Raw genomic sequence first — 15,924 nt, 5'->3', positions numbered from 1 at the left:
TAATGTTATCATTTTTATAGTATATAAAGATTTTAAAATAATACTTTTATATGATTTTATATAAAAAATAATTACCTTACAAAATTGTAATGTATATGTAATCAAATGCAATGGTTATTACTTTTCACGTCACATACAATAAAGTCTGAATAAGTGCTGAACATATACTTACTCTTTATATAAGATAATATCTATATTAATTCAGTAAGGAGATTAAGAAATATGAATGTCATACATATTGGTTTTGGAGATTCTGCTTGTGGAAATTTAAAAAGTGCTTTCAGTAAAAATAATGAATACAAAAACGAACAAATTATTTGTATTAACGAGGATTTTTCAATAGGTCCTATTTATAAATTAGAATCAAATGAGGGGCTACAAGAAAGAAAACAATGGCTGAAAGAAGTTTTAACAAAAACGGGCTCAATCTTAGATAAAGATTATTTAGGTTGGATTGAAATAACCCTTAATAAAAATTCACATATTGCAAAAGAAATTCCAACTGATAGTAAAGTGATTATATGGCATGGTGACAATGCATCTGATCAGATTGGTTTAAGATTTGTAGCATTTTTACTCCAAAATAATAATATTCAATTTGAAGAAGTAAATGTTACGGAGTACAGTCGCCAAATAGAGTATAAAGTGCATAATTTACAAAACAAGGAAATCCCGCATGTGATAAAAAGTCTAGGAGAAATGCCTCCAGAATTAACTTTGGATGCTCTTCAATTGAAAAAGAGTATGTCCTCTCTAACGATTGAAAGCCTAATAAATGATTGGGAGAAATGGGCCCAAACAAAGGACGTATTAAGAATAATATTAAAAGGAAAAATAGTAGCTGTGCCTGAAGATTATTATGATCTATCTATTTTAGAAAATACATCAAATGAATATCAAAATGCATCTCGTGTAGTTGGAGATGTAATGGGAGAGAGTGATCAACGTATAGGAGATACATATTTAGCTTATCGAGTATATCAATTGATTCAACAAGGGAAATTAAGTTACCAAGGAGACTTAGGATTTTTAGGGGAATTTGAGATTCGTTTACCTTAAATAGCGTATCAAATTAGAAATTTTAAAATACCCCCAAAAGAAAAAAATATATTTTTCTTTTGGGGGTATTTCTTTACTTAACTTAATAGTGATGCTATCCCTATCAATAATCATTGTTATTTAATATTGAATGCTTTTCATATTTTACTGTAAGACAACAATAATGCAGTTTAAGACTGAATCTAGCAATGAAGGATTTCTCATTTCGTATCACAGTGATTATTTAACCATTAAAGTTTCATCTGATTTTACAACTGGAGAAACATAATTAGGAATTAACAATACTGTTTATAATGAAACTGATCCGTTCGAGATATGAGACCGGATTATTCCAATCATTAATGAAACATTTGTAAATTGGGATTACTATTAGAAGAAACTGTACTATAGCGATTTATCAAATGAGCTGTCCATATGGATGGCTTATTGTATTTTTTGCTTAGCGTGAGTTTTTTAGTGCTGGCGGTATCCCATTACTATCAAGCCAATATAACCATACTACTTCCAAAATGGAAAAAGTGGTACATCTAGGATAATAAACTGCATATATTAAACCTTCTCTTATTGTTAGCTTTTAATAAGAAGAGGCAATGTGTATCCAAATTATATTTTAAAATATCCCATGGTGAATAATTTGATTAGAAAGAAGGATGTAATTATACACATTTAATAGGTTTGGGACATGAAGTGTTAAAAGATTATGGCTTAACAGAGACATATATATTTCATTTTATAAAGTACGATTAACGTGTAGTATAACCACCATTTGCAAAGATAATTTGACCGTTAATCCACCAACCTTCAAGAGTTAAGAATTTTATGATTGGTGCAATATCTTCAATTTTAGTCAATTGATTATGTAATGTTTGTGATTTATGAAATGCCACAGTTTCATCTGTCTCTTGCTCGTAGAAGAAAGGTGTATCCATTGGTCCTGGTGCAACTGCATTAACAGAAATACCACGGTTCATAAATTCTTTTGATGCTGCTCGTGTATATTCTTCTACCGGTGCTTTTCCACCTGCATAAGTTGAATAGTATCCTGTATATGCTGCTAGTAAGGAAGTCGCTAGTGTAATAATCTTTCCGTTGTCATTCATTTGTTTTTCAGCTTCTTTAATAAAGAAGTATGCAACTTTCGAATTCACTTTATCCATTTCATCAAATTCTTCTACAGAGGTTTCAGAAATTGGTTTACGTAATACTTTTCCCACTGTGTTAATAGCAATGTCGACTTTTCCGTATTTTTCGACTGCAACTTGAAACATCTCCTGAATTTTAGTAATATCTGTTAAATCAGCTTGAAATGATATTGCATGGCCACCTGCTAGAGTGATATCTGAGATAATGTTTTCAGCATCTGTTTGTGATTGCTTACTATGATAATGAACAAGAATCTTAGCTCCTGCAGCAGCGTACATTTTACTTAATAAGCCACCTAAATTTTTAGCTCCTCCAGTAATAACAACAACTTTTCCATTTAAAGAATCAAATTTTGCCATAAAACATACCTCCTAATTGTAATTAATTATTAGTTTAAACTTTAAAGTACGCTTTAGGGCAAGCGTTATTTTGAGTTTCTTGTTTTGTTATTTACGTGCTATTGGTAAGGGCTTTAGTTGTATGAAAAAACATGGGTAAAATATTCACTTTGAAAAATATATTTTTAACTTATATGTAAGGTGATATATTAAAAAAGGCTAGTATAATATATTTTTGAATAAATAATATAAAGGAGCTTTTTTATGTTTAATAAGTTATATTCTTACCTCTTATCTGAGAGATATATAGTAGAAGCATTAAAAGTTCATAAAGAAGATAGTTTACAATATTTTATAAGAAAAAAATATTGTAGGGATTTAATATTAATAAGATTTTTGATGTTTGTAATTTTTGTACCTATATCAATTTTTATTTTTGCTCTTATAATTTATGGTACTAGCTCCTTTTTTGCTGGTATTAATATGAGGGCTGGGGATATTACTATCCTTTTGTTAGTTCCTGTGACATTACTTTTCTTTATGAATATAACAAATACCTCCATTGTTATGATTGATTCGATAAAGAAAACTTTTAAAACTTTAAAATATCTCAATCCTTTTTACTCTATATTAAACAAGCCTTTTTTATTCATATTTAAATTAATATTCGAATTAGTATTTGGCTCCCTTTTTATTATAATTTCATCTCTGCTTACTATGGGAACAATATTCGATTCATTTGGTATGGATTTTTACAACTTGGTTAATAGCAAAGATGGGGGGATAAGTTTAGTATTTTCAACCTTCGTTTTACATACATCTATTTATTTGTTCATAAGAGTTTATGGACATCCTTTTAGAACAACTAATCAAAAAATGAAAAAGTTAAAAATTAAATTCTATTTGTGGCTTTGTTCATTAATTGTAAGTATAGTTTATATATTTGCATCTATCTTCAATCATATGAATGGTTCCCAAGCAATTTATTTTATTTTTGCTTTAATGATTGCGTTAGAAAGGACTATAACGCACTATAAAAACTTTATGGTTTTTTTACAAAATGAAAATTTGTATGAAGAGCCATAGAGTGTTGATTTGAATCTTAGTATTAGGAATATTATGTTAAGGTGAAAATCACATAACAAGTTAGACTCCCGTCAATATAGGTGTTTTTTACAAGTATAGTATGGTGATTTTCAAAAAAGAAGTATTTTAAACAATATAAAGTCGACTCAGGAAATCTCTTTTTTATCTATAACACTATATGGAGTTGGATTTATTAAGAAGTTTGAAATAGTTGTAGGAAAAGGTTTTATATTATTGCAGATGGAATTTGTGCATATGTGAAGGATACAAAAAATATTATTGATAGAAAAGTAAAAAGTAGGCTGGGCTCTTTCAATTATACTATTTGAGGAACTCAGCCTCACTGTGGTGATTACAGTTTTGCTAAATTATCTTGTAAGTGAATTTACTAATAGGCAAATAAAAATTGATGTTTTTATTCTTTCTTTTTAAACAAGTTACTAAAAAACAATATTAGAAATATTCATTTCAATCTATTTACCATTTCATTTTGCCGTCTTCACCGAACTTATGCTCAATGTATTTACCTTCTTTGTTTCTAACTGATGCTTTAATATCGTGGAGCATATGCCCTATGGTACCATATTCTGGTTTGTCATTTAGGTAATACCATGCGCCACCGCTATTACTTTCATTTGTTGCTATTCCGTTCTTCACATACACCCATCCAGTCATCATTTCTCCTTCGTTAAATATGTTGCCGTCATAGTTTTTATTGTTGTTTTTAGGATTGAAGTAATAAGTTTTATCTTTAATGTCAATCTTACCAGTTACCATTTCCCCTGATTTGAATATATCGCCTGCCGAGTTTTTAATTTCGCTTTTTTTAGGATTGAGATAATACCAGTTAGTACCAAGTTGCATCCAATCGGTTTTCTTTACTCCTTTTTTATCAATAAAAGACCACGCGTTATTATCTAGTTTTCACTCACCCTGTAGTATCGCTTGTAATGTTGAATCCCCCCATGTCAAGTCGATGAAATTTTGTTTGCTCGTTTGCAGGTGCTTATCTTCCAATTCTTTTATTCTTGTATTCAATGTTTTTAGTTTGAGCTCTTTCCCAAGACCGTTAACTGGGGTCTGTAATAGATTAGTTCTTTTTTTAATCTTTTCATCTAGTTCAACAATGATCTGCATATTTTTTTGTAATTACCCCAAGATTACCCTTATCAAAAAAGTGTTGTAAGCTTTGCTCATGCATGTATTTTAAAAACGTTATATGAACAACTGCAAGCTTAGTGTATAGAGGAAAACTTGCTACTTCATGGTTACTCGAAGCACGTTCTATAAGAGATTCGAATGAGTATTGAATGTGATTGGCCCAGTTACCGCGAGTTGTATATATATCATTTCCAGCATAATACACCGCATTAGAATTAGAATTCAATGATTTTTCGAGTGTTAGCATGTTTGAATTTAGTGTCTTAAAATCTATTTTAAGATTATTTACATATTCGTTATCAAATTTTTGGTCCATTAGAGCCAAAATTTGTTTTCTCATTTCTATTATCTGTGCTTGCCATTGCTAGAGATCTAAAAGTGTCATTAAAATTTGGAACATCTTTTTGGGCATCTTTAATAAATTGGAAAGCTCGATTAATTCCTACCTTCGTTGTGTCTTTAGTGGCGAATGTCTTAAGAAACTTTTCTCTTAAAGTTTTATCTGAAATAATCTTCTCCACCTGTATCCCTATATCGTTGAGTGTGTGTGGTGAAATTACTGAAATGTTATCCTCTTCAGCGGCAAATGCCGAAGTATTGTTCCCCAAAGTGCTGACTCCTAATGTCATGGTTGCTACTGATGCAAGAAACGCCTGTTTGTATTTACGTTTCGCATCTTTTCGATTTTTATACTTCATACGTGTACTTCCTTCCTAGCATATTTTACGAATATTTGTATCACATCAAATAATGAAGTGATCTGCTTGATTACAGGCTTGTTGATTTATGTTGTACACGATAAAAAGTGTTATTGGTTAATGCAATAAATTTAAATGTTGTTTAGATTGTAATATGTTTTTGAAGAATTATAAAATTGGGAATTTAGGAATTAAGACTAGGTGAAACAAGATTTTTTGCTTGTATTACGCACATTAGACATGTTAGGAAGTTAAAAATTGAATAGTATAATTTAATTTGATATCAAATTAAGTCAATTGGTCTTGGTGCGAATACGTTAACAGAAATACCGCCATGCATAGATTCCTTTGAGGATACCCGTGCATCTTCAGCTACTAGTATTTTTTATGCGGATAAATAGATATACAATATTAAAAGGTATTATTTGACTAGAATAAAGACATTAAAGTTATTGTAAACTACAAAAAAGTAAAGGAATATTAAATTAATAGAAAAGGGTAATGTTATAAAGTTAAGTAGGTGAAATTATTGAGGGTTTAAATTCTATAAGTAATTGTTAGAAATTATGCGTTTAATGAATTGAAAGTCCTATTTTAAAGATTATAAACACAATATAAAAAATAGAAATATCGAACAAAAGTATAAGGGAAATAGTAAGGAGAGTATTAAATGAATGTTTTTTATACATATAGACAACAAGCAGAAATATTTAAAAAAATTGAACATCCTGTTCGTTTGGGTATATTGCAGCAATTAATCAAACGAGGTAACTGTAGTGTAACTGAACTATGTGATTTATTAGAGCTTCCACAATCTACAATATCTCAACATTTATGGGTTTTAAAAAGTCTGCATATTGTAGATTGTAAGAATGAAGGTAAGATGAAGATATATAAAGCTTGTCATGAGGGCGTAATAAGAATCGTTACTTTATTGGTGAAAGAATGAAATGTAAATTATAAACGTAATATTTTATCAGGTGATTTATGTAATGTAGGAAATACCATAATGTGATAATACTTTAGCACTAATCACAAATATAATAATAACGGAAGGAAGGAATATGAAAGCAGTCGAGCGAAAAATTAGAATTCTGTATTTAAAAGAAAATCATTGCGGAGAATGTAATTATAGAGATAAAGAATTTCAGTATTGTATTCAAAACTGTGAGGTAGGCCAAGAATTAAACAAATTATATGAAAAAGGATTTAAGAAACGCTCTAAACAAAGGAAAGATAAAGAAAAAATTTGGGATGAAAAGTGTGAATATGCAACTTGGTTATATGAAAAAGGAATAGAATATCCAGTTATTGCGAAGATATTGGGTTGTCATATTAGTAGTTTATACAGGGAGCTCAAAAAAAGAGGGGATTTAAAGAATCCTAGTAATAAAAGATTAAAGGATTTTAAGTTTTATGTATAGATTTTTTAGGAGAAGTATTCGTAGTGAATATAAACCCTTATAAAAAATGACATATCTATTGAATTAGTCTACTACAAAATGAAAGTGATTTTTATTTTACAAAGTTACAGAGAAGGAAACTATTCAAGATGGCACAATAGATGAATGAGGTATCGGGATTCTTGAACTTAATTTAGGAAAAATAATCGATATGTATATTTTAGCTTAGTAGAAAGTAAAAGAATGCACACTTATACATTCTTATAGATATGGATTCGCTAGAGTAGATGTCAGAAAGTATGCTCTGAGAAATGTTTTTCACCCTCTGCCAGGAGTGAAGCAACATCATTTTTTTCCTTCACATGATTATAAGTTGTATACACACTTTTAAGATAGATATCTAGTTTTTATTCTTTATTATATATTATCAAAAATTAGTTATGCTAAAGTAATTTTTAGTAAAATTCATAGATTGATATCATGAGATAGTTTAGAGGGCTAAAAAAATTATAAGGAGAAAGTATATGAAATTAACAATTAAAGACTCGAGTTGAATAAAAACTGTTGAAATTTTAATCGGTTCACTCAATTTTTTGAAGAATATTCTTACTAGTGGTTTAGGTTTGATTCACTTAATGAATACCTTTATAAGAGGAACGCAGAAAAAAGTAAAATGGATTTAAATAGCTTTTTCAATAGGTTGAATACGAATTAATTCATAAAAAATTAAAAGTAATGAAGTAAGAGTATTAAGATTAGATTATTAAAAAATGCATATTATAATTTAAAGGAGATTTTAACATGAAATATAGAGCTGGAATACAGATGAAAAATAGTTTCAAAAAATCGTTATTTGTTACTGTTACAGCTATAACTTTAGGTCTAAATACATTTGGAAGTTCTGTTTCTGTGTTTGCTGCTGAGTACGTGATTCCAATAGTAGATCCCAAGACAATGGAACAAAGTCCTGAAGATTCTCAGGAACGTATAAAAAAACAAAATGAAATAAGAGAACATTTCAAAAATATACCACAAAAGACACTTCCTGTTTTAATTGCGGCGGATAAACAGTATCGAGATGCTCACTCTGATTGGAAGACGCGAACGAAAGAATTGGTGGAAAGTGGAACGAAAGATTTTAAAGAATACTATAAAATTAAATATGTTCCTATTCAATTTTACGAATGGGATTCGAAGGGACAAAATCAGTCTGATATAATGTATAATTTTGCTGATGATTACACAAAATATATAACGGATAATTCTAATCTTTCGAGTAGTTTTGGTCTTGTTATTGGGTTTACTGCCAACAAGGATTATGGTAGTGCTTATGGAGGAATGTTACCACAAACGGTAGGTCTAGAAGAAGGTGAATCCATTCCGTTAGTTACTATTAAAGATGTTCCTATCAATAATATGATTTGTAGTATAGAAAGTACAATTAAACATGAGGTATCCCATACTTATAGCGTCCCAGATGATAATAAATGGCTAAGAAATAGTGTAATGTCTTCTAAAGTGGGGATTACAGAATGGTCTTCAACTGAAATGGAAATTATTAAAAAGAATAGGGATCGATATCAAGACCATAAAATTTAGAAGGTTATTGGTTACTGTTCGCCATATATAAGTTTATAAGTATGATGATTTAATTTATTAAATTTTTCAAAGTCTAAGACGCGTTATGATTCTCTTATATTTAAAACTATCAAAAAAGGAAATTTTGTCTTATATAAACAAAACCGAAGTTCATAATGAGACTTCGGTTTTGCTATGTACAATGAATCATTAATTAAGCAGATATTTATATTTTTTTATAACCATTATACGTGAAAATATCTAATTATAAATATTAATTCGCAAAAAGGATATTATTTTCTTTAGAGTTTAATTGGAAATATATTTCTATCATAAGAATTTTTTTATTTCTTCCAAATTACGCTTGGTAGGTACAGTAGAAATAAAGATAACTGGAATGTAATTAACTTTAATAGGCGTATCAGTTATAATACAGGATACGCCTGAGTATTCTGTATTATAACTGATTAAATCTTCATAGTGTACATCTATAAAATTTATTTTTTGTTTGAATGTTGAGTTAATGAATTCCGCTAAATATCTTTTCCAATATTCTCCTTTCTTTGTGTATAGAATTATTTGTGGCGTTTTTTGTTGTAGTTTCATTTGTCGCGTTACTATATGCATAGTTAATAAAGCAACATGAGATACGGATATATTAGTACGTAGACTAGAATTGTTCTTTTTGTATATTTTTTGTAAATTTCTTAATTTTTTGTCGATTAAAAAGAAGATGGCTGAGTGTTTTTTTCTTATATGAGAATTAGTTACATAGTTGCTCCGATTATTAAATTGTAAGAAACTTTGTTTTTTAGGCAACAGAATTTGGTTTAATAAATTTATAAATTCAAAATCACATAATAAGTTCATTCTAAATTTTTCTTCAAGTTTGTATATAAAATCTTTTAAAATTGGACATGAAGGAACCTTTATGGAACGAATGGGTTCCGGATTATTTGCTTTTTTATATGTATACGCTGAACAATTAATTGCCATGATAAAAATAGCAATATCTAAATTTGTTAATTGAATATTGTATTTTTTGAAAATACATTTAGTGATTTCTTGCAATTTCTTATATTTAAATGATTTTTGTATCTGTTTAATTTGCCAATGTTTTAATGAAATTGAATACCCGTTGTTTTTTCTTTTTAAATATAAACAAATAAAAAAAGATAGTTCTTTAATAGAGTCTTTATAGAATATTATGTTTTTAGTTTTTTCAACTGTCGTCAAGTATTCTATAAGTAATTCACGCTTAATTTGTTTGAAAGGCCACTCTTGATCACTATATGCAATAATATATAAATCATAATACATAAGGAGTATATCCACATTGTTTCCTGATAGTCTTAATGGAGATCTTTTTAATCTTATATTGTATTGTTGTAAGTGAGATGTAACATCTTTCAAAATATTCTGCACTTTTTTATTTTGGATATATAATTTTTCAGCTAATACTGCATTAGATGATAGTTTTGTATCTAATAAAATATTTAATGTTTTGAAAAATAGAGTATGTTTCCAATATAAAAATTCTATCTCTCTATTGCATGCATTGAAAGGTTTGTATAATTTTACACCTTTATTTTTGCAAATTTTGATAGACCATTTATTAGGAAGGTTTTTTTGTAAATATAATAAATCTCTTTGGATTGTTTTTGTAGAACAATTAATTTTAATAGCAAGTTCATTTATGGAAAACCATCTAAACTCTTGTACTAAATGTTTCAAAATATGATATTGACGTTTAATTAACATAGCCGATTTTGTTTATTGATTTTTAAAGAAATATTAAAAATCAATAAAATTCTTCCACCTCCAGATTAATAGTTTTTGTAGTAATTTTTATTAAGTATATTTTTATTAAGTATGTTGGACACAAAAATATATTAAGGTATAAAGTGCACTTTAGGGCAAGGTGGGAATTGTACTTAAATCCATTAGGTTTAATTAGTTTAGTTAAAAAAAGTCTATTCGAGCAACGTTAAATTTGTCCAAAATATGGACAAATTTAACGTTGCTCGAATAGACTTATAAAAAGACGCTGTTGACATAACTAGCTTATATTTAAGGAAGGGGAAATGATGGTGGTATTACTTTACCGCTAACTGGTAAATAAATAACCCCAAATGTATAGCAGTTTCATATTGCTAAAGAAAATAAGATTCTTCAACCTTTTTATTTAAAGGTTGAAGAATCTTATTGTTATATACGTATGACTTTCATCGCCAGCATTACTCGTTTATATATAAAGTTATCTATTATTTGGTGTGATTCTTCCTTAAAAAAAGAGCCATACTAAATTTTTTTAAAACATCTATATTGGGGATAATTTGCTGTGTGATTTTTACATCGTTATATTATTATTTATAATAGGGATCAACTTGGTGCGAGTTTTTTTAGTAAACTTTCAGTAAATAGAGCACAAAGTAAGTGTGCTCTTAGAAAAATAATGTTATCTAGAATGTTTCATGAAAGGTTTTAAATTGTAATCAGATTTTTTGTGAGTAAATTTTTAATATTGTATGTCTTATTTAATCTTCTTGAGCCTGTCAATATAAAAAATTATGTGATGAAATGCAGAAATTATGTAGTGAAAATCTTTATTTCATTTATTTGAATTTAATTAAAAACCTAAGTTTAATCAATGTAACAGGGTTTATTATAGTAAGAATAGCGCCTAATAAAATTAAAGTACAACACATGATTAACTCCCACGAAAATGGAGTGCCAAGTAGCAATATAGAAAAAACAACTGCCCATGCAGAATATGTTGTGTTTAAAGCCATTGCTTTTATAGGACCGATTTCTTTGATAGATTGATAATAAAAAAAATAAGAAGCAGTTCCAATTAATGAGGTGAGAGCAATGATAGTAAATTCAAAGTGATGTACTACTTCTAATGTATAGGTTATACCATTAAATAAAGGAATAATAAGTATCCCATATGTCAAAGTAGAAGTTAATTGACGAATTAGAAGGGGTACGGCAACGATTCCTTCTTTTTGGAGCCACTCGCAAACGTAAAGCAAGAGGGGAAGTTATATAAATTGTCCCCGCTCTTGCTTAGATTAACCAGTTCCTTCAATTGGAATCGGTGATACAGGTATATCAAATTCAATATTTGGAGGGCGCCGATTAGAATCTAGTCGGTATTTCCCAAAGCGGTTTACATGAAATGTTAAATACGGACTCAGATCAGACAATACTTCCGCATCAATTTTATTTCCCTCTTGTATATATTCATGAAGAATCCGTGTAAGGTGAAATACATTGTAAAAAATTAAGCAATTAGCGATTAGATGATTGTATTTAATGATTTTTCTTTGACGCTCTCGATTATTTTCTGCAATGATTCCTTCACCACCAAAGAATAGCCATTTTGAAAACCCATTAAAAGATTCACTTTTATTTGTGGCTGCTTGAATTGTACTTCTCAATTTTTCATCTGATAGATACTTTAACAAAAATAAAGTGCGAATGGCACTACCTAACTCTCGAAAAGCTTGATATAACTTGTTCTTTTTACTATATGTATTTAACTTATTTAAAATCGTGGAAGGATGAATTCGTCCCATTTTAATCGACATTACTACACGTAACATATCTTTATAATGATTTCCAATCAAATTCCAATCAATTGAGTGTGAGAACAATCCATCAATATGTTGATAGGTAGACTCTTTACTTGGTCGCAAGAACTTTAAATCTTTCCAATTACGAATACGTGGCATAAGTTGAATCCCCAGTAAATAAGCTAACCCAAAAACAGGTGCATTTTGTCCTTGGGTATCAGCATGGAGAGTATCAGGTTGAATATCAGATTTATTTTTCATGAGAAGATCCAAAATATAAACACCTTCCCAGACACCACAAGGAATGAAGTGGCTAAATAAAGCGATATAAGTGTCGGAGACATGGTAATAACCAATTCCACCATATCCTCCATATCGAATATGATTTTCTGATAATAAATTTTTTTCATATAAATCCCACATTGTGCCATCAGCCGAAGCACTAGTTCCATTTCCCCAATATTTAGGTAATTTAAATCGATTATAGGCATTAATAATCCACTCAATGGCTTTTTGAATGTTTTCTTCTGTAATATGTCTTTCATTTATCCAAGATATATGTTTTCGATCTACACTTCCTAGAGAGCGTGCTGTTTGGGTGGGACCTAAATTACATCCATAACAAAAAGCAGTTGTCAAATAGCGTTCAGGTGGCTTTTCTAACTTTGCATCATGACCAGAAATCGGGCCGAAAAAACGAGTCCAGTTTAACCAATATTCTGTGTCTCCTAATAAATCTAATACATTAATGGGAACCAATTTTTCATCAATACGTTTTCGTACGGCTTTTAACAAAGGAGATACTCTTTTCTTTTTAGGTTTTGTGATAACTGGCTCACCATTACGTAGTGTGACAGCTTTGTTTTTTGGGAAAGAAACGTCTACACTTCTAGCCCTTTTTTCTAGTTTGTTGTAAACTTGCATTTTAAACTCTTGAGCAGTCGTAGGAAGTCCTGCTTGATTGCAAAAAGTAGCGACATTTTCTTGATATTCATCCCAAGAAATTAATTGTTTTCGATAATCTGCATATTTATCGCTTCCTTCTATATATAAGTCTCCAGACTTTAATTCCAACCAAATCTGAGAAAAAACACAGGCTTCAAAATGGCGCCGATGAATCTTTTCAGGAGGAGCGTTCCTTCTCTGATGTGGACGAATCCATCGCCACCATTTTTCAGGTATCCAGGAAAGGTCAACCACAGACGTTGTATGTGAATCAGCTTCATTATTTTTTTGATTAGTTAAGTCCATAATAGGAATCCATTCAGATTTCTTCATTTTATTTTTCACTAAAAATAAAATGGATTGTTCTAACCCTTTATTTTGGTTTGTTGATTTAAATTCTAACGTTTCTAATATTTTCATTAACTCTGCTCTACTGCTTTTTAAATGCTTCCATATAAATGAAAAGTAATTGTTTCCAGCATAAGCTAAATGATTTTCACAATCATCTAATACACGTTGACCAGAGGTTCCGCCAATTATATTTTCTAATTCTTGCACCTTTTCCTCTATCGATCCTTCGGACTGAAATGCAAGTACCGTATTATGTAGAATCGCAATTAAGTTATCAGTTTGTTTTTCTTTCTTTTTTTTCAATTCTTGAAGGGAACCTTCAGACTTTTTATGCGAACTAGCAATCCTCTTTATATACATTTCTCCAATATCATCAATAGTACTTGCAAATTGGACAGATAATAGTGAGACAGCTAATGTATATCTTTTATGCGCCTCCAATTCTTTCATTCGAGATGCATCTAATGTTTTAGCCTCAGCTGCTAATCTTTCAATTTTTGCAGGCGGAATGTGGAGACGTTGAAAAAAATCAGAACCTACATACCGTTCGTTGAGCCAGTTTTTTCGATGTATCCAGCGTCTTAATTGATATAAAGTGGGACGTCCAGGATCTTGTTTCACTACATTCCAATCAGAATAAGTAGAACCTTCCCTACTCTGAAACAATTGATCTATCTTTTGTTTTTCTTCAATTGTTAATGCATCTGAAATGGATTGATATAAAGTACGATATGCTTCAGCATGTACATGGTCTACAGCTTTTGTAAGTGTACTAAAAGCAGGAAGCTCATAGCTGTGTTTGACTAGCTCATCAATTGCAATATTAATGATATCGCTTTTTTCGTCCTTTTCCAATACAGATGTTTTCATAATATTAAACATGACTTGACGAGCTTGGTCATTAAACATTTTAGCTCGACGATATTCACGAATCATAGCGATTTGACGGATTCCTGTACCAGAACGATGATAAGAACTCCATTCTTCTCGCTCTGGTAGATTAAGCTTTGCTTTTCTCGCAATATGTTCAATAATAACTGGTGGAGTATCTCTGATTGGAAGAAAATAATTTAGACATTGGAATGTTTTTAGCATTGTTAATAGACCTAATTGCGAAAACGAGTTACGTGCTTTCTGTTTTGCCCATGAAATTTCACTTGAGCTGGGTGAAAAAAGTTTTTCTAATTCTGTAAAACTTGGACAACTCTTTAATCGGGGATAAGCTGTTTCTTGCATACTAACCATAACATATCTCCTTTATTAACTAGATGACATCTTATCAGCATACTGACAGGATAGCTGCTCTAGTCCGTAATGTTTTCCTGTTAAAAATATAATTTAATTTAAGTATCTTGCTCTTTTTTCAATTGTCGCTTAGCTCTTGTAAGTGTACTTTTCGAAATACCAGTCTTTTCTTCTACTTCTTTATAAGAATGATGATTGAGAAGAGATAAGGCGTGTTCGATTTGTTTTTTTTGATATTTTTTAGGTCGCCCTTCCCTAAAGTCCGCCCGTAATTTAGCAAGTGCTTTTCCCTCTTGCGTTCTTTCGACAATCATATCACGTTCAAATTCTGCAAATGCACTCATAATGTTAAAAATAAGTCTTCCAGTTGGAGTATTTTCAACTAAGCCCATATTTAAAATATGCACCTTTACTCCTTTTTCAAATAGATTCTTAATTGTATGAATCCCGTCTACTGTCGATCGTGCAAAACGATCCAATTTCGTAACAATTAAAGTATCTCCCTCTTTTAAGTTGGCCAATAACTTTTGAAATTCTGGCCGATCTGTTTTTGTTCCAGTATATTTTTCAGAATAAATAAAATCACAATTTTCTTTCTCTAATGTTGCTATTTGGTTTTCTAAATCTTGATTCAAAGTAGATACTCTTGCATAACCATACTTCACGAAAATGCACCTCTTTTTCATTTCACTTATGACTATAAGTTATGATACTAGTCAACACCCTTATTTTACTGAATCTTAAATTAGGGGTCAAAACTTGAAAGTTATGATACATAAAAATTTAGAGGAATTAAAAAATCCAATTTCTACATTTTTGAGAAATTGGATTTTTATTGACAAGATTAAATTGTAGAGTCTATTTATTCATTGGTTATTTTCTCTCTAATTATCTGTACAAATTCATTAAGATTTTTGCTTTGAATATTTTTGATGCCTACTCTTTCGTTTTTATTCCAAAAAAGTATACTAGGTACACCAAATAAATTCTTTTTCTCCTTCAGCTTTGATATATTTTCATAAAAATATTCATTAACCCATGCATCACCAACTAAATCAGGGCCGTAAAAGAATAATCTTTTATTTGTAGCAATTAATACTCCAGGGCGTACAGGATGCCTAAATTCAAAAACGTCTAAAGATCCATGTAAAAAATCTAGAACTTTTTCATCTGAAGATAATATTGTCTTGGCTTGGTCTAATATATTTTGCATTGTAGGACTCCTTTATTATCTAATATCAATTATTATATCAGAAAATTCATAGAATTTTAAATCGAATATACATAATATGCAATTTTGCATATTATGTATATTTTTTACAGAAAGCAATTGAAAGAA

15 protein-coding genes are annotated in these 15,924 nt (G+C 29.8%); 5 read left to right on the top strand and 10 right to left on the bottom strand.

Features of this window, described 5'->3' with window-relative positions; all coding sequences use genetic code 11:
- The first annotated feature begins 222 nt into the window (after nt 1–222).
- Nucleotides 223–1,059 carry a DUF1835 domain-containing protein gene (locus tag PDQ40_RS26245; protein WP_098921600.1) on the top strand — a complete coding sequence of 279 codons (837 nt, stop codon included), beginning with the start codon at nt 223–225 and terminating at the stop codon, nt 1,057–1,059.
- Nucleotides 1,060–1,802: 743 nt separating this feature from the next.
- On the opposite strand, the gene PDQ40_RS26240 is transcribed toward PDQ40_RS26245, so the two are convergent.
- Nucleotides 1,803–2,561, bottom strand: a complete 759-nt coding sequence (locus tag PDQ40_RS26240) for an SDR family oxidoreductase (RefSeq protein ID WP_098921599.1) — start codon at nt 2,559–2,561, stop codon at nt 1,803–1,805.
- Nucleotides 2,562–2,804: 243 nt separating this feature from the next.
- Between PDQ40_RS26240 and PDQ40_RS26235 the strand changes: the two genes are divergently transcribed.
- Nucleotides 2,805–3,626, top strand: coding sequence for a hypothetical protein (locus PDQ40_RS26235; RefSeq protein ID WP_242227980.1), 822 nt, complete (start codon nt 2,805–2,807; stop codon nt 3,624–3,626).
- Nucleotides 3,627–4,103: 477 nt separating this feature from the next.
- On the opposite strand, the gene PDQ40_RS26230 is transcribed toward PDQ40_RS26235, so the two are convergent.
- Genes PDQ40_RS26230 through PDQ40_RS26215 form a run of 4 tightly spaced genes read right to left on the bottom strand, consistent with a single transcriptional unit; the run spans nt 4,104 to nt 5,485 of the window.
- The gene (locus tag PDQ40_RS26230) at nt 4,104–4,490 is read right to left on the bottom strand and encodes a hypothetical protein (RefSeq protein WP_242227981.1); all 387 of its coding nucleotides are present in this window, start codon (nt 4,488–4,490) and stop codon (nt 4,104–4,106) included.
- 60 nt (nt 4,491–4,550) lie between these two features.
- Nucleotides 4,551–4,763, bottom strand: a complete 213-nt coding sequence (locus PDQ40_RS26225; protein ID WP_242227982.1) for a hypothetical protein — start codon at nt 4,761–4,763, stop codon at nt 4,551–4,553.
- A complete protein-coding gene (locus tag PDQ40_RS26220; protein WP_270691745.1) occupies nt 4,747–5,127 on the bottom strand; it encodes a hypothetical protein in 381 nt (126 codons plus the stop codon). Before PDQ40_RS26220 ends, PDQ40_RS26225 begins: the two co-directional genes overlap by 17 nt.
- Nucleotides 5,087–5,485: a hypothetical protein gene (locus PDQ40_RS26215; RefSeq protein WP_098921595.1), complete on the bottom strand. Its 399-nt coding sequence runs from the start codon at nt 5,483–5,485 to the stop codon at nt 5,087–5,089. The genes PDQ40_RS26220 and PDQ40_RS26215 overlap by 41 nt, the downstream gene beginning before the upstream one ends.
- A gap of 670 nt (nt 5,486–6,155) precedes the next feature.
- Between PDQ40_RS26215 and PDQ40_RS26210 the strand changes: the two genes are divergently transcribed.
- The 3 genes from PDQ40_RS26210 (at nt 6,156) to PDQ40_RS26200 (ending at nt 8,487) form a co-directional block, all read left to right on the top strand.
- Nucleotides 6,156–6,434, top strand: a complete 279-nt coding sequence (locus PDQ40_RS26210; RefSeq protein WP_242227983.1) for an ArsR/SmtB family transcription factor — start codon at nt 6,156–6,158, stop codon at nt 6,432–6,434.
- A 115-nt stretch (nt 6,435–6,549) separates the two neighbouring features.
- The gene (locus tag PDQ40_RS26205) at nt 6,550–6,909 is read left to right on the top strand and encodes a hypothetical protein (protein WP_098921593.1); all 360 of its coding nucleotides are present in this window, start codon (nt 6,550–6,552) and stop codon (nt 6,907–6,909) included.
- A gap of 780 nt (nt 6,910–7,689) precedes the next feature.
- Complete coding sequence (locus PDQ40_RS26200) at nt 7,690–8,487, top strand: hypothetical protein (RefSeq protein ID WP_242227984.1); 798 nt, start codon at nt 7,690–7,692, stop codon at nt 8,485–8,487.
- A gap of 309 nt (nt 8,488–8,796) precedes the next feature.
- On the opposite strand, the gene PDQ40_RS26195 is transcribed toward PDQ40_RS26200, so the two are convergent.
- The 5 genes from PDQ40_RS26195 to PDQ40_RS26175 all read right to left on the bottom strand — a co-directional run bounded on the left by PDQ40_RS26195 (nt 8,797) and on the right by PDQ40_RS26175 (nt 15,798).
- A complete protein-coding gene (locus tag PDQ40_RS26195) occupies nt 8,797–10,227 on the bottom strand; it encodes a helix-turn-helix domain-containing protein (protein ID WP_242227985.1) in 1,431 nt (476 codons plus the stop codon).
- 854 nt (nt 10,228–11,081) lie between these two features.
- Nucleotides 11,082–11,501 carry an EamA family transporter gene (locus PDQ40_RS26190; protein ID WP_270691744.1) on the bottom strand — a complete coding sequence of 140 codons (420 nt, stop codon included), beginning with the start codon at nt 11,499–11,501 and terminating at the stop codon, nt 11,082–11,084.
- A gap of 39 nt (nt 11,502–11,540) precedes the next feature.
- Nucleotides 11,541–14,585, bottom strand: a complete 3,045-nt coding sequence (locus PDQ40_RS26185; RefSeq protein ID WP_046648580.1) for a Tn3 family transposase — start codon at nt 14,583–14,585, stop codon at nt 11,541–11,543.
- 98 nt (nt 14,586–14,683) lie between these two features.
- The gene (locus tag PDQ40_RS26180) at nt 14,684–15,250 is read right to left on the bottom strand and encodes a recombinase family protein (protein ID WP_046648578.1); all 567 of its coding nucleotides are present in this window, start codon (nt 15,248–15,250) and stop codon (nt 14,684–14,686) included.
- A 197-nt stretch (nt 15,251–15,447) separates the two neighbouring features.
- Nucleotides 15,448–15,798 carry a PH domain-containing protein gene (locus tag PDQ40_RS26175; protein WP_046648576.1) on the bottom strand — a complete coding sequence of 117 codons (351 nt, stop codon included), beginning with the start codon at nt 15,796–15,798 and terminating at the stop codon, nt 15,448–15,450.
- Between the last annotated feature and the right edge of the window lie 126 nt (nt 15,799–15,924).

The sequence above is a fragment of the Bacillus cereus group sp. Bc061 genome (assembly GCF_027715825.1).
In the GTDB taxonomy this organism is placed as follows: domain Bacteria; phylum Bacillota; class Bacilli; order Bacillales; family Bacillaceae_G; genus Bacillus_A; species Bacillus_A paranthracis.
The sequence above is the reverse complement of the archived record's forward strand: the minus strand, read 5'-3'. Positions and strand labels throughout refer to the sequence as shown.